Below are 16,472 nucleotides of genomic sequence, written 5' to 3' on the forward strand. Positions count from 1 at the left end.
CGTCAGGCGGGAGGGGCGCTGTCGGGCGGCGTCGCGGTTGCACGGCGGCGTGCGCGTTTCGGTGCGCCGTTGACGAGCGCCCAGCGCAGCACGGGGGCGACCGCCCTGACACCGGGCCGGACCACCGCGCGCCGCAGCGGCGCGAACGTCGACACGCCGAGCATGCGCTGCGCCCAGTGCGGCAGCAGGTCTATGCCCGCATGCATGATCAGTGACGCGGCCGGCCGCAGCGCGGGCGTCGAGATCGGCACATTCAGCAGAACGTCCATGACGGCGAAGGTGCGTGGTCCTGCTTCGAGTTCGGGCCGCATGCGCGCGAAATAGGCCGCGACTTCCGCACGCGAACGGGGAACATCCCGGGCACCGAGCAGCTCGGCGATCAATGCCGTTTCAGCGTAGTAGCCATCCTGCAGTTCGCCCGACAGCGACGGATTCACGTAGCGCAAATGGGCGGCGAGAAAGCTCGATACTTCCGCGACATGCACCCAGGTCAGCAACGCCGGATCGTCGGCTCGATACGGCCGGCCGTCGGGCGCGGTACCCGATACGCGCGCGTGGATCGTTCTTACGCGCTCGATCAGCGCGAGTGCGTCCGCGCGGCTGCCGAACGTCGTGCCCGTGATGAACGTGGCGGTGCGCCGCAAGCGGCCGAGAATGTCGGTGCGAAACGACGAGTGATCCCAGACGCCCGCCAGTGCGAGCGGATGGAGCGCCTGCAGCAGCAGTGCGGCAATGCCGCCGGTCATCATCGACGTGAAATCGGCATGCACGCGCCAGCAGATGGCGTCGGGGCCGAACAGCCCCGGGTCTCCCGGTGGCGACGACAGATCGATCGACGGACCGCCGCCGCCGGTCGTCAGGTGCGTGATGCCGGCCACGAGCCGCTTGCGGATCGGTTCGACCCAGCGCGGGCCCGGTGCGGGCGTGGCGGGGTGCGGGCTGGGCGGCGTGGTCATGGCAGGCGCGGCACGGGCAGCGGGTTACTTCCCGTCAGCGGTATCCCACATTCCGCGTTCGGTGTTGCCGGCATCGGGCGCCGAAAGCCCGAAATGGCGGTAGGTGAGCAGCGTTGCGACGCGCCCGCGCGGCGTGCGCTGCAGGAAGCCTTGCTGGATCAGGTACGGCTCGAGCACGTCTTCGATCGTGTCGCGCTCCTCGCCGATTGCCGCCGCGAGGTTGTCGATACCGACCGGGCCGCCGTCGAACTTGTGCAGGATCGCCTCGAGCAGCTTGCGGTCCATCAGGTCGAAGCCGACCGGGTCGACGTCGAGCATCGCGAGCGCGGCGTCGGCCACGGCCGCGGTGATCTGGCCATCGGCCTTCACTTCCGCATAGTCGCGCACGCGGCGCAGCAGCCGGTTCGCGATCCGCGGCGTGCCGCGCGAGCGCTTCGCGATTTCCAGCGCGCCGTTCGGATCGATCTGCGCATTCAGCAGCGACGCCGAGCGCCGCACGATGCGCGACAGCTGGTCGGCATCGTAGAACTCGAGGCGCGCGACGATCCCGAAGCGATCGCGCAGCGGGTTGGTCAGCATCCCTGCACGCGTGGTCGCGCCGACCAGCGTGAACGGCTGCAAGTCGAGCTTCACGCTGCGTGCTGCCGGGCCCTCGCCGATCATGATGTCGATCTGGTAATCCTCCAGCGCCGGATACAGGATTTCCTCGACGACCGGTGACAGCCGGTGGATTTCGTCGATGAACAGGACGTCGTTCGCTTCGAGGTTGGTCAGCAGCGCGGCGAGATCGCCCGCGCGCTCGAGCACGGGGCCCGACGTCTGGCGCAGGTTCACGCCCATCTCGCGCGCGATGATGTGCGCGAGGGTGGTCTTGCCGAGGCCCGGCGGCCCGAACAGCAGCACGTGGTCGAGCGGCTCGGAGCGGCGCTTCGCGGCCTCGATGAAGATCTCGAGCTGGCCGCGCACCTTTTCCTGGCCGACGTAATCGTCGAGCTGGCGCGGCCGCAGCGCGCGTTCGAACACCTCCTCGTGCGACGAGGCGGGCGTGGCGGCGATGATCCGCTCGGCGGCGAGTTTGTCGGTTTCAATCATGCGGCCATTGTACCGCGCGCGCTGACGCGGTCGAACTGGCCGAACGGCCGACTGGCGCGCACCGCACGGCGGCGCGACACTGGCTCCGACAGCCGGTTCGGGCGGGTGTTACGCCTTCGACAGTGCCTTGAGCGCGAGCTTGATGCCTTCGGACACGCCGGTGCCGGCCGGCACGTTCTTGATCGCGGCGAGGCCTTCCTTTTCCGAGTAGCCGAGCGCGAGCAGCGCGTTGAGGATGTCGGTCGCGTGGTCGGACTGGGATGCGGCGCCGGCGAGCGCACCGAGGTCCGCGCCGAGCTTGCCTTTCAGCTCGAGCAACAGGCGCTCGGCGGTTTTCTTGCCGATACCTGGCAGACGCGTGAGACGCGCGGCGTCCTGCATGGTCACCGCCTGTGCGAGCTCCTGCACGCTCATGCCGGACAGCACGGCCAGCGCCATGCGCGCGCCGATACCGGTGATCTTCAGCAGTTCGCGGAAGGTCGTGCGCTCCTGCGGCGTGAGGAAGCCGTACAGCAGGTGCGCGTCCTCGCGCACGATCTGCTGGGTGAGCAGCACGACGCGCTCGCCTGTCTGCGGCAGGTTGTAGAAGGTGCTCATCGGCACGTCGATCTCATAGCCGACGCCGTTGCAGTCGACGAGCAGGTGGGGCGGGTTCTTTTCGAGCAGGATGCCGGCGATGCGACCGATCATGGATGGCGGGAAGCGAGGAAGAAAGCGCGAGTGTAGCGCAGGTGCGGCGCGATGCCGATGGGTTGGCCGTCAGGTCGGGCAATGCGACACGCGTGCGTGGCGCAGGGCGATCAGGCGGGCAGGGTGATCGCAGGCGCAACGCGCGAAGCGACGTGGACACGCGTGCGGTTGCGTCAGCCGACGAGCCGTCCGCGCCGCACGCGCAGCCCCTTTTTCGCGAACGCTGGCGCGAGGCCGCTGATCGTGCCGAGCGTATTACCGCTGTGCGCATGGCAGATCGCCATCCCGAGCGCGTCGGCCGCGTCGCTGCCGGGCTGGCCCGTGAGATTGAGCAGCCGCGTGACCATCTCCTGCATCTGCGACTTGGTCGCGCGGCCGTAACCGACGACGGCCTGCTTCAGTTGCAGCGCGGTGTATTCGGCCACCGGCAAGCCGCCGGCGACAAGCCCGCAGATCGCGGCGCCGCGCGCCTGGCCGAGCAGCAGTGTCGACTGCGGGTTCACGTTGACGAACACCTGCTCGATCGCGGCCTGGTCGGGCGCGTGTTCGCGCACGAGCGTCGATACACCCTGGAAGATCGTGCCGAGTCGGGTGGCCAGGTCGGCCGTTGGCGTGCGGATCACGCCGCTCGCGACATAAGCGAGCCGGTGGCCGCTGACGTCGATGATGCCGAAACCGGTGACGCGCAGGCCGGGGTCGATGCCGAGAATTCGCATGAGTGAGGAGAAGTACCTGATGCAGCGATACTACAACGAATGGTGCACGGCGCCGGCCGCACGGTTGGACGCGCCGGCGCCGCGCAATAAAAAACCCGGCGGGTGTGATGCCGCCGGGTTTTCATGCAGCGGCCGCGCGGGCCGCGTGCGATCAGTGACGGAAGTGACGCACGCCCGTCACGACCATCGCGATGCCGTGCTCGTCGGCCGCCGCGATCACTTCGTCGTCGCGCATCGAGCCGCCCGGCTGGATCACGCAGGTCGCGCCCGCCGCCACGACGACGTCGAGACCGTCGCGGAACGGGAAGAACGCATCCGACGCGACAGCCGAGCCGGCCAGCGTGAGGCCCGCGTTCTGCGCCTTGATGCTCGCGATGCGAGCGGAATCGACGCGGCTCATCTGCCCGGCGCCGACGCCGAGCGTCATGCCGTTGCCGCAGAACACGATCGCGTTCGACTTCACGTACTTCGCGACGCGCCATGCGAACAGCAGGTCGTCCATTTCCTTCGTGGTCGGTTGGCGCTTCGTGACGACGCGCAGCTCGCTCGGCTGCACGTTCTTCGAATCGAGCGACTGCACGAGCAGGCCGCCGCCCACGCGCTTCAGGTCGAACGCGTTGTGACCGTCGCCCAGTGCGATTTCGAGCAGGCGCACGTTCTGCTTCGCAGCGAACACCTGCTTCGCGGCGTCCGAGAACGACGGCGCGATCAGCACTTCGACGAATTGCTTCGCCACCGCCTGCGCGGCCGTCTCGTCGACTTCGCGGTTGAACGCGATGATGCCGCCGAACGCCGACGTCGGGTCGGTCTGGAACGCCTTCGCGTATGCGTCGGCCGAGTCGTTGCCGACCGCGACGCCGCACGGGTTCGCATGCTTGATGATCACGCAGGCCGGCGCGTCGAACGTCTTCACGCATTCCCACGCCGCGTCCGAATCCGCGATGTTGTTGTACGACAGTTCCTTGCCCTGCAGCTGGCGGTAGTTCGCGAGCGCGCCGGCGGGCGTCGTGATGTCGCGGTAGAACGCCGCGCTCTGGTGCGGGTTCTCGCCGTAGCGCAGGTCCTGCACCTTGTCGAACGCCATGTTCAGCGTGGCCGGATACGCGCTGCGCGATGCGTGCTGCAGCTCGTCGGTCAGGCTCGTCAGGTAGTTCGTGATCGCGCCGTCGTATTGCGCGGTGTGCGCGAACACTTTCGTCGCGAGGCGGAAGTTGGTCGCGTAGCCGACCGTGTTGCCGTTCGCCTTCATTTCGTCGAGCACGACCGCGTAGTCGGCCGGATCGACGACGACCGTCACGTCGCGGTGGTTCTTCGCGGCCGAGCGCAGCATCGTCGGGCCGCCGATGTCGATGTTCTCGATCGCGTCGGCGAGCGTGCAGTCGTCCTTCGCGATCGTCGCGACGAACGGATACAGGTTCACGACCAGCAGGTCGATCGTCGGGATGCCGTGCTGCTCCAGCGCCTGCATGTGCTCGGGCAGGTCGCGGCGGGCGAGGATGCCGCCGTGCACCTTCGGGTGGAGCGTCTTCACGCGCCCATCGAGCATTTCCGGAAAGCCCGTGTAGTCGGCCACTTCGGTTACGGGCAGACCCGCGTCGGCGAGCATTTTTGCGGTGCCGCCGGTCGACAGCAGCTTGACGCCGAGGTCGGACAGCGACTTCGCGAAGTCGACGATGCCGGTCTTGTCGGAAACGGAAATGAGCGCTTGCTTGATCATGATGGAACCACCAATAGCCAGGGAAACGGGGACGGGACGGCCGCCTACAGCAGGCCGTGCTGCTGCAGCTTCTTGCGCAGCGTATTGCGATTGATGCCGAGGTACTCCGCGGCGAGCGACTGGTTGCCGCCGGCCTGTACGAGCACGACCTCGAGCATCGGCTTTTCGACGCAGGACATCACCATCTCGTAGACGTCGTGCGGATTGGAGCCGTCTAGATCCCGGAAATACACGTCCAGGCTCTCGCGGACACATTGTTCGATGTTGTGCTTGCTCATGCTGCTAACTGGTTATGGTCGTCCGACTCGCCCTGGCCGTTTTCCTCTTCGTCATCGACGTAGACGAGGTGGTCCGACAGCGCCTTTTGCGCCTCGAAGAATGCATTGACGGCGGCGAGCTGCTCGCGGGTGGAATCGAGCGTGTTCATCCTGTGCCGGAACCCGTTGGCACCGGAAAGGCCGCGAGTGTACCAGCCGATGTGCTTGCGCGCAGTACGGACGCCCGTGAATTCACCATAGAACGCGTAGTGGTCTTCCAGGTGTTCGTTCATCACGTGCTGGATCTCGTCGATCCGTGGTGGGGGCAGCAGCTCGCCTGTTTGCAGGAAATGATCGATTTCACGGAACAACCACGGCCGGCCTTGCGCGGCGCGACCGATCATCAGTGCGTCGGCGCCGGTTGCGTCGAGCACGGCCTTCGCTTTCGCCGGCGACGTGATGTCGCCGTTCGCGACGACCGGGATGCGCACGGCCGCCTTCACGGCCGCGATGGTGTCGTATTCCGCGTCGCCGCGGTAGAGGTCGGCGCGGGTGCGGCCGTGCACGGTCAGCATCGAGATGCCGGCCGCTTCGGCGAGGCGCGCGACCGTGATCGCGTTCTTGTGCTCGCGATCCCACCCGGTGCGGATCTTCAGCGTGACGGGCACCGCATCCGGCCCCGTGCCGACCGCCGCGACGACGGCCTCGACGATCCGCTGCACGAGCGGCTCGTTCTGCAGCAGCGCGGAGCCGGCCGCGACGTTGCAGACCTTCTTCGCCGGGCAGCCCATGTTGATGTCGATGATCTGCGCGCCGTTGTCGACGTTGTAGCGAGCGGCCTCGGCCATCATCGCCGGATCGGCGCCGGCGATCTGCACCGCGATCGGCTCGACTTCGCCTTCGTGGTTCGCCCGCCGCATCGTCTTCGCGCTCTTCCACAGCTGCGCGTTGGACGCGACCATCTCGGACACGGCGTATCCGGCCCCCAGCCGCTTGCACAGCTGGCGGAACGGACGATCCGTCACTCCGGCCATCGGGGCGACGAACAGGTTGTTACGCAATACGTGAGGGCCGATAACGGGCATCGCAATGGCGCCGCCCGCGAGCGCCGGGCGTCGCGGGCAAAAAAGGGCGGAGGGAAAACGCGCATTTTACCGTATTCCCATGCCCCGCCGATTTGACCCGGTTTGCGCGGCCTGACGGCGCGCAACGGACGCCGCGCGTCAGTTGCGCTGGCCGAACATCATCTGGCGTGCGATCGCCTTCTTGAGCGGCGGTACGAATTCGAGTGCGGTGAGCGCCGCGCCACGCAACAGCGGAAGAGGGCCGGCGTCGACCGTGAACAGCCGCGCGAGCGTGTCGGTCGCGCCGATCGTGAAGCGCCGGTCGAGCGCACGCCGCGCGTTGAAGGTCGCAAGTGCGGTTGGTTCGAAGCCCTGGGTGGACAGCGCATCGACGAGTGTATGTGCGTCGCGCAGCCCCAGGTTCAGCCCTTGGCCTGCGACCGGGTGCAGCGTTTGTGCGGCGTTGCCGACGATCGCGATGCGCCCGCTGACCAGCGTTTGCGCCGCGTTCAGCCCGAGCGGGAACGATGCGCGCCCCGCGATCGCGACGAACTGGCCCATCCGCTCGCCGAACGCAGCGCCGAGTTCGCGCAGAAACGCGTCGTCGGGAAGGGCAGCGCGGCGGGCCGCCTCGTCGGGCGCGCAGCACCACACGAGCGAATACTCGGCCTGGCGCGGGCCGCCGAGCGGCAGCAGCGCGAGCGGCCCTTCGTGCGTGAAGCGCTCCCATGCGACGTTCGGGCGCGGCGCCGAGACGGTGACCGTGCCGACGATCGCGGTCTGACCGTAGTCGCGGCGATGCTTGCCGGTATCGGCCTGCTGTTCGTGGAACAGCCCGCCTTCGGCATTGATGACGATACGCGCGCGCAGCGTGCGCTCGCCTTGCGGGCCGTCGAGCGTCAGCGTGACGCCGTCGGCGTCCTGTCGCGGCGTGCGGGCGGTGGTCGACGTGAGCCAGTCGACGCGCGTGCCGCGCACGGCCTGCGCGAGGGCCTGCACGATCGAGCCGTAGCGCACGACGTAGCCGAGCGCGGCCAGGTCGTGCTCGTCGCGATCGATCAGCGTGCGGCCGAAATGGCCGCGCTGCGACACGTGGATGTGCTCGATTGGCGTCGCGTCGCCGGGCCATCCGAGCGTGTCGAGCAGCACGCGGCTGCCGTGCGACACCGCGATTGCACGCGGATCGTTCGCGCTCGCGGCCGGTTCGCGCGCGTCGATCAGCGCGATCGACGCATGCTGCGTCGCGCTGCGTCGGGCGAGCCAGCCGGCGAGCGCGAGCCCGACGGGGCCCGCGCCGACGATGGCGAGATCGTAGTCCGGCGTGGCCGGGAAGGAAGCGGTCGTCATCAGTGTTCGTGAAACGGGGTAACGGTCAACGTCGGATCAGCGGTGGTTCGACAGCCGGGCAATGGCGACCTGCGGCATGCTCACGCGCCGTGCGCCGCGCCCGCACGCATCAGCGCCTCGATCTCGGCAGCCGCCACCGGCACGTCGCGCGTGATCAGCTCGCAACCGTGCTCGCGCACGATCGCGTCGTCCTCGATGCGGATGCCGATGTTCCAGTATTCGGTCGGCACGTCGTCGGCTGCCCGCACGTACAGGCCAGGCTCGACGGTAAGCGTCATGCCGGGTTTGAGCGTGCGCCACGGCAACGCGCCGTCGGCATCGCGCGCGGCCAGCCGCTCGCGGTAGTCGCCGCAATCGTGCACGTCCATCCCTAGCCAGTGGCCGGTGCGGTGCATGTAGAAGCGTGCATACGCGCGCTCGGCGATCACGTCGTCGACGTTCGAGAAACGCGACTTCGGGATGATGCCCGTATCGAGCAGCCCTTGCGCCAGTACGCGTACGGCCGCGTCGTGCGGCGCCTCGAACGGTACGCCCGCGCGCGTTGCGTCGATCGCGGCCTGCTGCGCGGCGAGCACGATGTCGTACAGCGTGCGCTGCGCGGGAGAGAAGCGCCCGTTGGCCGGGAACGTGCGCGTGATGTCCGACGCGTAGCCGTCGAGTTCGCACGCGGCATCGATCAGGATCAGGTCGCCGTCCCGCGCGGCCGCGTTGCCTGCCGGGTAGTGCAGCACGCACGCGTTCGCGCCGGCCGCGACGATCGAGCCGTACGCGGGCGCCTGCGCGCCGTGCTTGCGGAATGTGTACAGCAGCTCGGCCTCGAGTTCGTATTCGCGGATCCCCGGGCGGCATACCTGCATCGCGCGGCGATGCGCGAGCGCGGAAATGTGCGCGGCCCGCATCATGATCGCGAGTTCGTGTTCGTCCTTCACGAGCCGCATGTCGTCGAGGAGCGGCGTGAGGTCGAGCAGCGCGTCGGGCGCGGCGGCACCCGTGCGCGCCTGCGCGCGCACCGCATCGATCCAGCCGGCGAGCTGGCGGTCGAACTCGGCCGACGCGCCGAACCGGTAGTGCACGGTGCCCGCATCGGCGAGCAGGCGCGGCATTTCAGTGTCGATCACGTCGACCGCGTAGGCCGCGTCGAAGCCGAACGCGTCGCGCGCGGCCTCGGGCCCGTAATGGAAACCTTCCCAGATCTCGCGGTCGGCATTCTTCGCGCGGCAGAACAGGATCGATTCCGGCGCGCCGTGCGACCCGGCCGCGTTCAGCACGAGCATGGCATCCGGTTCGGTGAAGCCCGTCAGGTAGTGGAAGTAGCTGTCATGTCGGTACGGGAAGGCCGTATCGCGGTTGCGCAGCATTTCCGGCGCGGTGGGGACGATGGCGACGCCGCCGCCCGCGGCGCGCAGTGCGGCTAGCACGCGTTCGCGGCGCTGGCGGTAGACGTCGACGGCGATGGCGGTATCGAGGGGCGCATTCATCGTGCGATTGTAGCGCCGCCGGACACAGCGCGTGAGAGGAGCGGCCGCAAGCCGCGCCTGACGGGGCTCGGCGACGGTTGTTGCAAACCATCCACAGGCCGGACGGGCAGATTTTCTACCCTGCCGCGCGGGCCGGTTATGATCGGCGACAACGTATACTCTCGGCGGTTCCCTTAAAAAGGCAGATGATGAAATTAATCGGTTCGCTCAGCAGCCCGTACGTCCGAAAGGCGCGGATCGTGCTTGCTGAAAAGAAGATCGACTACAAGCTGGAGCTCGAGAACGTATGGGCGCCGGAGACGGACATTCATGCGTCGAATCCGCTCGGCAAGGTCCCGTGTCTCGTGATGGAGGATGGTGCCGCGGTGTTCGATTCCCGCGTGATCTGCGAATACGTCGATACGCTGTCGCCGGTCGGCAAGCTGATTCCGCCGTCGGGGCGCGAACGTGTCGAAGTGCGTTGCTGGGAAGCGCTGGGTGACGGCGTGCTCGACGCGGCCGTGGCGATTCGTCTCGAACACACGTTGCGCGACGAAGCGCAGCGCAGCGCGAGCTGGATCGCGCGCCAGCAGCGCAAGATCGACGACGCTCTCGTCGCGATGTCGCAGGGCCTCGGCGGCAAGACGTGGTGCGTCGGTAATCATTACACGCTCGCCGACATCGCACTCGGCTGTGCGCTCGGCTACCTGGATTTCCGGATGCCCGAACTCAACTGGCGCGATCGCCATCCGAACCTCGACAAGCATTTCGTGAAGCTGTCGCAGCGGCAGACCTTCGTCGACACGCTGCCGCAAGGTTGACCGGTCGCCGGCGGCGGATCGGGCAGACAAGGAACAAGCGCCCCGCGGGGCGCTTTTTCTTTATGCGAGCCGCCTGGCGGCGAGCGATCGAGCATTACTCGATCGACGTGTAAACGGTTTCGCCGAGCACGAACGAATCGCTGCGCGCAATCGGCCACCACTTGTCGTAAAGCGTATAGCCGCAGGTCTGGCCGTCGAGCAACGCGCCCGGCTTCAGGTACTTCAGCAACTGCGACATCAGCCGCACCTCGTGCGGCGCGACGCGCTGCACGATGTGATGCGCGCGCAACGCCGACGGATGGCCAAGGCCGGCCGCCTGCACGAGTTCCTGCAGCGCATGCAGCGTATTGCGGTGGAAGTTGTACACGCGTTCGGCCTTGTCGGGCACGACGATGGCGCGCTGGCGCACCGGGTCCTGCGTGGCGACGCCGGTCGGGCAGCGGTCGGTGTGGCAGTGCTGCGCCTGGATGCAGCCCACCGCGAACATGAAGCCGCGCGCCGAGTTCACCCAGTCCGCGCCAATCGCGAGCGTGCGCGCGATGTCGAACGCGGTGATGATCTTGCCGCTCGCGCCGATCTTCACGCGGTCGCGCACGCCGATCCCGACGAGCGTGTTGTGTACAAGCAGCAGCCCTTCCTGCAACGGCACGCCGACATGGTCGGTGAATTCGAGCGGCGCCGCGCCGGTGCCGCCTTCAGCGCCGTCGACGACGATGAAGTCCGGCACGATGCCCGTCTCGATCATCGCCTTCGCGATCCCGAAGAATTCCCACGGATGGCCGATACACAGCTTGAAGCCGGTCGGCTTGCCGCCCGACAGCGTGCGCAGCCGTTCGACGAATTCGAGCAGCCCGCGCGGCGTCGAGAATTCCGAGTGCGTCGCGGGCGAGATGCAGTCCTTGCCCATCGGCACGCCACGCGTCTCGGCGATCTCGGGCGTGATCTTCGCGGCCGGGAGCACGCCGCCGTGGCCCGGCTTCGCGCCTTGCGACAGCTTGATCTCGATCATCTTGACCTGCGGATCGGCGGCCTGCTTCGCGAACTTGTCCGGATTGAACGTGCCGTCGTCGTTGCGGCAGCCGAAGTAGCCGGACGCGATTTCCCAGATGATGTCGCCGCCGTGCTCGCGGTGGTACTTCGACAGCGAGCCTTCGCCTGTGTCGTGCGCGAACCCGCCTTTCTTCGCGCCGAGGTTCAGCGAGCGGATCGCGTTCGCGGACAGCGAGCCGAAGCTCATCGCCGAGATGTTGAAGATCGAGATGTCGTACGGCTGCGCGCGACTCGCGCCGACCCGGATGCGGAAGTCGTGGCTCGGCAGCTTGGTCGGCGCGAGCGAATGGCTGATCCACTCGTGCGCGATGGCCTTCACGTTCAGCTCGGTGCCGTACGGGCGGTTATCGGCGACGTTCTTCGCGCGCTGATAGACGAGGCTGCGCTGCGCGCGCGAGAACGGCTTCTCGTCGGTGTCGTCCTCGACGAAATACTGGCGGATCTCGGGGCGGATGAACTCGAACAGGAAGCGGAAATGGCCCCAGAGCGGGTAATTGCGCAGGATCGCGTGACGGTCCTGGTTCAGGTCGTACAGGCCGACGGCGACGAGGGCGACGGGGATGATGATCCACAGCCAGGAAAGCACGTGGAACGACGCGAGTGCGGCCGCCGCGACGAGCAGCAACACGGCGCACCACATTGCGAGGTAGCGTCTGGAAAGCATGGGGACTCCGCAAGAATCTTGAAATGCCGCCATGCGTACGCTGCGCGGCGGCGCACCGGCCGCGGCGGAATCGTGTTCCGCCGGGCGCGGCGTGCCGCAAGTCTAAACCGAATGGATGTCAGCGTGCTTCGGCAAGCGCGCCCGCGTGGGTTGCCGTCGGCGCGGTCTGGCCGGGCTGGCCGGTGGCCGCGAACTCGATGATGCCGCCGCCGAGGCAGATCTCGCCGTCGTACAGCACGGCCGACTGGCCGGGCGTGACCGCCCATTGCGGGTCGTCGAACGCGAGCGAGAAGCGTTCGCCGTCGGCCTGGCCGAGCGCGGCACGACCGAATGTGCAGGCCGCATCGGCTTGCCGGTAGCGCGTCTTCGCGCCGCACGAGAAGCCTTCGGCCGGCGGCTCGCCCGCGACCCAGCTCACGTTGCCGGCGACGAGCTCGCGCGACAGCAGCCACGGATGATCGTGGCCCTGCACGACGTACAGCGTGTTCGATGCGATGTCCTTCGCCGCGACGAACCATGGTTCGCCGCTGCCGTCCTTGCTGCCGCCCAGGCCGATGCCCTTGCGCTGGCCGAACGTGTAGAACGCGAGGCCGATGTGCTCGCCGACCACCTTGCCGTCGGGCGTTTTCATCGGGCCGGGTTTCGTCGGAAGATAGCGGTTCAGGAAATCGCGGAACGGCCGTTCGCCGATGAAGCAGATGCCGGTCGAGTCCTTCTTCTTCGCGTTCGGCAGGCCGATCTGTGCGGCGATCTCGCGCACCTTCGTCTTAGGGATCTCGCCGAGCGGGAACATCGTCTTCGACAGCTGCGCCTGGTTCAGCCGGTGCAGGAAGTACGACTGGTCTTTCGTATGATCGAATGCCTTCAGCAGTTCGAAGCGACCGTCGCGCTCGCGCACGCGTGCGTAGTGGCCGGTCGCGATCATTTCCGCGTCGAGCGACATCGCGTGGTCGAGGAACGCCTTGAACTTGATCTCGGCGTTGCACAGCACGTCGGGGTTCGGCGTGCGGCCGGCCGAGTATTCGCGCAGGAATTCGGCGAACACGCGGTCCTTGTATTCGGCCGCGAAGTTCACGGCTTCCACGTCGATGCCGATCAGGTCGGCTACCGACACCACGTCGATCCAGTCCTGGCGCGTCGAGCAGTATTCGCCGTCGTCGTCGTCTTCCCAGTTCTTCATGAACAGGCCGACCACGTCGTATCCCTGTTCCTTCAGCAGCCACGCGGTCACCGACGAATCGACGCCGCCCGACATGCCCACTACTACACGGCGCTTGCTCATTTGTTTACCGCCTGACGGTCGAATGCTTCCGGGCGCGGCGCGACCGAATGCGTGTGCACGAAATCGAGCGGAATGCGCCGCCCGGCGAGATAGTCGTCGACGCAGCGCATCACCGCCGGCGAGCGATGGCGCTCGCTGCACGCGCGCAGTTCGTCGGCGCTCATCCACAGCGTGCGCATGATGCCGTCGTCGAGCCTGTGGCCCGGCAGCGGTTCGCCGGCCGTGCCGCAAAACGTGAAGCGCAGGTAGGTCGCGCCGGCACTGCCGGGGCGGTCGTAGTGCGCGAGATAGACGCCGACGAGCGCGTCCGGCACGAACGGATGCGCGGTTTCCTCGAGCGTCTCGCGGATCACGGCGTCGGCGAGCGTCTCGCCGGCTTCGAGATGGCCGGCCGGCTGGTTGATGCGCAGGCCCGTCGAGGTTTCTTCCTCGATCACGAGAAAGCGACCGGCACGTTCGACGAGCGCCGCGACGGTCACATGCGGGGTCCAGATTTCGGGTTTCATGGTTCGGCATTTTACCGGTTGCGCCCGGACGCTGCCGGCCGTCAGGTTAGACGAATCCGACCCCGAGCGTTCTTGCTGCGCCAACGGGCCTATCGTCGTCCGGCGGCCAGCCGGGGCAGGAGAACGGACTGTCACCAGCTGAATCGCGCCCCGTGCATCACGGCGCGACGATCGTCGCGACGCAGGCGGCGATCGTATCCCGCACGCGCACGATGGCCGGGTCGCGCTGCGTGCTCGTGCGCCAGCCGATTTCCACCGGGTAGCGCGGCAGTTCGACCGGGCACGCAAGCGCGCGCAGCGACGTCGACTGCGCGATCGCACGCGCCGCGTGCGCCGGAATCGTCGCCACCGCGTCGGAGCCCGCGAGCAGGTAAGGCAGCGCCGCGAAATGCGTGGTCGACGCCGCGACGCGCCGTTTGTGGCCGAGCGCGGCCAGCGCTTCGTCGACGATCCCGATCACGCCGCCCGACGACACGAGCAGGTGATCGCGCTGCACGAAATCGGCGAGCGCGAGCGTGCGCGGCGCATGCGCGCGGCCGGCCGGATCGATCACGCACGCGTAGCCGCCCGTCGCGACCGCGCGCCGGCTGAGCCCGTTTGCCGAGAACCCGCCCGACGCGATCGCCAGATCGACGCCGTGCCGCAGCAGCGCGTCGCCCGCAATACCGCTGTGGGTCTGCCGAAAGATCAGCCGGATGCCCGCGGCTTCGCGTGCGACCGCGTCTATCAGCGCGCGGCCGAGCGCGATCTCGAAGTCGTCCGACAGCCCGATCGAGATCGTACGGCCGACCCGTTCGCCGCCGTCCGCCGCGATCGCGAGGCTTGCGCGGCAGCGGTCGAGCGCATCGGACAGGATCGGCTTCAGTTCGTCCGCGCGCGGCGTCGGCGCCAGCCCGCGGCCGGTGCGCGCGAACAGCGGATCGGCGTAGATCACGCGCAGCCGCGCGAGCGCCGCGCTGACCGCCGACTGCGTGAGGCCGAGCCGCAGCGCCGCGCGGCTCGCGCCGCCTTCTTCGTACAGCGCCTCGAACACCTTCAGCAGGTTCAGGTCGAGGCTGGCGATATCATCCATATTCATGTCAGTTATCGTTTTATCGATTTGATCGATGAAATGATATCGACAAAGATGGCGTCACCCACTCACCGGAGACGCCTTCATGTCCAACTCAGTCATCGCCGCGCTGCAGATTGGCGCATCGCCCGCCGGCACGCGCGCCACGCTCGACACGATCCTCGGCTACGAAGCCGCGATCCGCGACAGCGGCGCGTCGCTCGTCGTGCTGCCCGAGGCCGTGCTCGGCGGCTATCCGAAAGGCGAGATCTTCGGCACGCGGCTCGGCTACCGGCTGCCGGAGGGCCGCGACGCATACGCGCGCTACGCCGCGCAGGCGATCGACGTGCCGGGGCCCGAAACCGACGAACTGGCCGCGCTGTCGCAGCGCACGGGCGCGAGCCTCGTGGTCGGCGTGATCGAGCGGGGCGGCAGCACGCTGTACTGCACGGCGCTGTTCTTCGATCCGCGCGACGGGCTCGTCGCGAAGCACCGCAAGCTGATGCCGACCGGCACCGAACGGCTGATCTGGGGGCAGGGCGACGGCTCGACGCTGCCGGTGGTCGACACGGCGGCGGGCCGCGCGGGTGCCGCAATCTGCTGGGAGAACCACATGCCGCTGCTGCGCTGCGCGATGTATGCGAAAGGCGTGCAGATCTGGTGCGCGCCGACCGTCGACGAGCGCGACCTGTGGCAAAGCTCGATGCGGCACATCGCGCACGAAGGGCGCTGCTTTGTCGTGAGCGCGTGCCAGGTGCAGCCGTCGCCGCGCGCGCTCGGCATCGACGTGCCGGGCTGGGATCCGGAACGGCCGCTGATCCGCGGCGGCAGCGTGATCGTCGGGCCGCTCGGCGACCTGCTGACGGAGCCGCTCGTCGGCGAGGCCGGGCTCGTGACCGCGCGCATCGATACGGACGAGCTCGTGCGGGCGCGTTACGACTTCGACGTGGTCGGACACTATGCGCGCCCCGACGTGTTCTCGCTGCACGTCGACGAGCGGCCGAAGCGATCGGTCGTGTTCGGGGAATGACGGGCGTGGCCGGGGCGCGGACGCCCCGGCATGCGCATGGCGGCGATGCGCGTCAGCGCATCGGCGCTTCCGCGATCCGCATGTAGTCGGCGATGCGCCGGCCTTCCATGTCCGGAAACTGCTCGTGCACGGTGATGTCGCCCATCCGCGCGATGTCGAAGGTGCGGAAGTCGTCGCGCAGCTCGCACCACGCGCCGATCGTCCAGCGTCCGCCCCAGTAGACGAGCCCGAGCGGCCACACGCGGCGCTTCGTGTGCGCGCCGAGCCGGTCGCGGTAGTCGAAGCTGACGACGTGATGCGTATCGACCGCCTGGTGAATCGCGTCGACCTTCGCGCAGAACGTCTCGTCGATGTGGAACGACGGTGCGAACACCGGCAGGCGGTCGAGCGCGGTGCGCTTGTCGGCCGGCATCGCCGACGCGATTTTCGCGAGCGCCGAACGCGCGCCGCCCGCGAAGCGCGCGCCGCCCCAGGTCTCGAGCATCCGCGCACCGGCCGCGAGCGCCGCGAGCTCCTCGGCGGTGAACGTGAGCGGCGGCAGGCTCGCGTTGCGGTTCAGCCGATAGCCGATGCCGGCTTCGCCTTCGATCGGCACCCCTGACAGTTGCAGGTCGCGCACGTCGCGATAGACCGTGCGCGGCGACACCGACAGCCAGTCGGCGAGTTGCTGCGCGGTCGTGAGACGACGCCCGCGCAACAGCTCGGCGATCTGGAACAGGCGGTCGGCACGGCGCGTCATGGCTGAACCTCGACTCCAACGACTACGGGGACT

At 68.1% G+C, this 16,472-nt stretch carries 16 protein-coding genes; 2 read left to right on the forward strand and 14 right to left on the reverse strand.

The features are described from left to right. Window positions 1-2: 2 nt before the first annotated feature. From WI26_RS02945 to WI26_RS02985, 9 genes are all read right to left on the reverse strand, one after another. Entirely contained in the window at window positions 3-956 is a 954-nt protein-coding gene (locus WI26_RS02945; protein ID WP_069225133.1) for an oxygenase MpaB family protein, read from the reverse strand. A gap of 24 nt (window positions 957-980) precedes the next feature. After that, the gene (ruvB, locus tag WI26_RS02950; RefSeq protein ID WP_059465408.1) at window positions 981-2,048 is read right to left on the reverse strand and encodes a Holliday junction branch migration DNA helicase RuvB; all 1,068 of its coding nucleotides are present in this window, start codon (window positions 2,046-2,048) and stop codon (window positions 981-983) included. A gap of 108 nt (window positions 2,049-2,156) precedes the next feature. Next, on the reverse strand, window positions 2,157-2,738 hold the full coding sequence (ruvA, locus tag WI26_RS02955; RefSeq protein WP_059451998.1) for a Holliday junction branch migration protein RuvA: 582 nt from the start codon (window positions 2,736-2,738) through the stop codon (window positions 2,157-2,159). A 173-nt stretch (window positions 2,739-2,911) separates the two neighbouring features. Then, window positions 2,912-3,454: a crossover junction endodeoxyribonuclease RuvC gene (ruvC, locus tag WI26_RS02960; protein ID WP_069225134.1), complete on the reverse strand. Its 543-nt coding sequence runs from the start codon at window positions 3,452-3,454 to the stop codon at window positions 2,912-2,914. 151 nt (window positions 3,455-3,605) lie between these two features. After that, entirely contained in the window at window positions 3,606-5,171 is a 1,566-nt protein-coding gene (gene purH, locus WI26_RS02965; RefSeq protein WP_069225135.1) for a bifunctional phosphoribosylaminoimidazolecarboxamide formyltransferase/IMP cyclohydrolase, read from the reverse strand. A 44-nt stretch (window positions 5,172-5,215) separates the two neighbouring features. After that, the gene (locus WI26_RS02970) at window positions 5,216-5,449 is read right to left on the reverse strand and encodes a Fis family transcriptional regulator (protein WP_006476892.1); all 234 of its coding nucleotides are present in this window, start codon (window positions 5,447-5,449) and stop codon (window positions 5,216-5,218) included. Then, the gene (gene dusB / locus WI26_RS02975) at window positions 5,446-6,513 is read right to left on the reverse strand and encodes a tRNA dihydrouridine synthase DusB (protein ID WP_006497523.1); all 1,068 of its coding nucleotides are present in this window, start codon (window positions 6,511-6,513) and stop codon (window positions 5,446-5,448) included. The genes WI26_RS02970 and dusB overlap by 4 nt, the downstream gene beginning before the upstream one ends. A 138-nt stretch (window positions 6,514-6,651) precedes the next feature. Beyond that, window positions 6,652-7,839, reverse strand: coding sequence for a UbiH/UbiF/VisC/COQ6 family ubiquinone biosynthesis hydroxylase (locus WI26_RS02980; RefSeq protein WP_069225136.1), 1,188 nt, complete (start codon window positions 7,837-7,839; stop codon window positions 6,652-6,654). An 80-nt stretch (window positions 7,840-7,919) separates the two neighbouring features. Continuing rightward, window positions 7,920-9,317: an aminopeptidase P N-terminal domain-containing protein gene (locus WI26_RS02985; RefSeq protein WP_069225137.1), complete on the reverse strand. Its 1,398-nt coding sequence runs from the start codon at window positions 9,315-9,317 to the stop codon at window positions 7,920-7,922. 188 nt (window positions 9,318-9,505) lie between these two features. On the opposite strand from WI26_RS02985, the gene WI26_RS02990 reads away from it, so the two are divergent. Next, complete coding sequence (locus tag WI26_RS02990; protein ID WP_059465501.1) at window positions 9,506-10,117, forward strand: glutathione S-transferase family protein; 612 nt, start codon at window positions 9,506-9,508, stop codon at window positions 10,115-10,117. 94 nt (window positions 10,118-10,211) lie between these two features. Here the strand turns inward: WI26_RS02990 and WI26_RS02995 are convergent, their stop codons facing one another. The 4 genes from WI26_RS02995 to WI26_RS03010 all read right to left on the reverse strand — a co-directional run bounded on the left by WI26_RS02995 (window position 10,212) and on the right by WI26_RS03010 (window position 14,697). Continuing rightward, window positions 10,212-11,831, reverse strand: coding sequence for an FMN-binding glutamate synthase family protein (locus WI26_RS02995; RefSeq protein WP_069225138.1), 1,620 nt, complete (start codon window positions 11,829-11,831; stop codon window positions 10,212-10,214). Window positions 11,832-11,949: 118 nt separating this feature from the next. Continuing rightward, a complete protein-coding gene (mnmA, locus tag WI26_RS03000; protein WP_069225139.1) occupies window positions 11,950-13,113 on the reverse strand; it encodes a tRNA 2-thiouridine(34) synthase MnmA in 1,164 nt (387 codons plus the stop codon). Further along, window positions 13,110-13,619: an NUDIX hydrolase gene (locus WI26_RS03005; protein ID WP_069225140.1), complete on the reverse strand. Its 510-nt coding sequence runs from the start codon at window positions 13,617-13,619 to the stop codon at window positions 13,110-13,112. Before WI26_RS03005 ends, mnmA begins: the two co-directional genes overlap by 4 nt. A 157-nt stretch (window positions 13,620-13,776) precedes the next feature. Beyond that, window positions 13,777-14,697 (reverse strand): LysR family transcriptional regulator, encoded by a 921-nt coding sequence (locus tag WI26_RS03010; protein ID WP_069225141.1) that lies wholly within the window; start codon window positions 14,695-14,697, stop codon window positions 13,777-13,779. Between the two features lie 79 nt (window positions 14,698-14,776). Between WI26_RS03010 and WI26_RS03015 the strand changes: the two genes are divergently transcribed. Further along, window positions 14,777-15,700, forward strand: coding sequence for a carbon-nitrogen hydrolase family protein (locus WI26_RS03015; RefSeq protein ID WP_069225142.1), 924 nt, complete (start codon window positions 14,777-14,779; stop codon window positions 15,698-15,700). A 52-nt stretch (window positions 15,701-15,752) separates the two neighbouring features. On the opposite strand, the gene WI26_RS03020 is transcribed toward WI26_RS03015, so the two are convergent. Beyond that, window positions 15,753-16,439: a helix-turn-helix transcriptional regulator gene (locus WI26_RS03020; RefSeq protein WP_059465418.1), complete on the reverse strand. Its 687-nt coding sequence runs from the start codon at window positions 16,437-16,439 to the stop codon at window positions 15,753-15,755. Window positions 16,440-16,472 lie beyond the last annotated feature (33 nt).

It is taken from the genome of Burkholderia diffusa (assembly GCF_001718315.1).
GTDB lineage: Bacteria > Pseudomonadota > Gammaproteobacteria > Burkholderiales > Burkholderiaceae > Burkholderia > Burkholderia diffusa_B.

Coding starts and splice junctions, on each gene's coding strand:
- WI26_RS02945 (WP_069225133.1), bottom strand. CDS start 956: ATGACCACGCCGCCCAGCCCGCACCCCGCCACGCCCGCACCGGGCCCG.
- ruvB (WP_059465408.1), bottom strand. CDS start 2,048: ATGATTGAAACCGACAAACTCGCCGCCGAGCGGATCATCGCCGCCACG.
- ruvA (WP_059451998.1), bottom strand. CDS start 2,738: ATGATCGGTCGCATCGCCGGCATCCTGCTCGAAAAGAACCCGCCCCAC.
- ruvC (WP_069225134.1), bottom strand. CDS start 3,454: ATGCGAATTCTCGGCATCGACCCCGGCCTGCGCGTCACCGGTTTCGGC.
- purH (WP_069225135.1), bottom strand. CDS start 5,171: ATGATCAAGCAAGCGCTCATTTCCGTTTCCGACAAGACCGGCATCGTC.
- WI26_RS02970 (WP_006476892.1), bottom strand. CDS start 5,449: ATGAGCAAGCACAACATCGAACAATGTGTCCGCGAGAGCCTGGACGTG.
- dusB (WP_006497523.1), bottom strand. CDS start 6,513: ATGCCCGTTATCGGCCCTCACGTATTGCGTAACAACCTGTTCGTCGCC.
- WI26_RS02980 (WP_069225136.1), bottom strand. CDS start 7,839: ATGACGACCGCTTCCTTCCCGGCCACGCCGGACTACGATCTCGCCATC.
- WI26_RS02985 (WP_069225137.1), bottom strand. CDS start 9,317: ATGAATGCGCCCCTCGATACCGCCATCGCCGTCGACGTCTACCGCCAG.
- WI26_RS02990 (WP_059465501.1), top strand. CDS start 9,506: ATGAAATTAATCGGTTCGCTCAGCAGCCCGTACGTCCGAAAGGCGCGG.
- WI26_RS02995 (WP_069225138.1), bottom strand. CDS start 11,831: ATGCTTTCCAGACGCTACCTCGCAATGTGGTGCGCCGTGTTGCTGCTC.
- mnmA (WP_069225139.1), bottom strand. CDS start 13,113: ATGAGCAAGCGCCGTGTAGTAGTGGGCATGTCGGGCGGCGTCGATTCG.
- WI26_RS03005 (WP_069225140.1), bottom strand. CDS start 13,619: ATGAAACCCGAAATCTGGACCCCGCATGTGACCGTCGCGGCGCTCGTC.
- WI26_RS03010 (WP_069225141.1), bottom strand. CDS start 14,697: ATGAATATGGATGATATCGCCAGCCTCGACCTGAACCTGCTGAAGGTG.
- WI26_RS03015 (WP_069225142.1), top strand. CDS start 14,777: ATGTCCAACTCAGTCATCGCCGCGCTGCAGATTGGCGCATCGCCCGCC.
- WI26_RS03020 (WP_059465418.1), bottom strand. CDS start 16,439: ATGACGCGCCGTGCCGACCGCCTGTTCCAGATCGCCGAGCTGTTGCGC.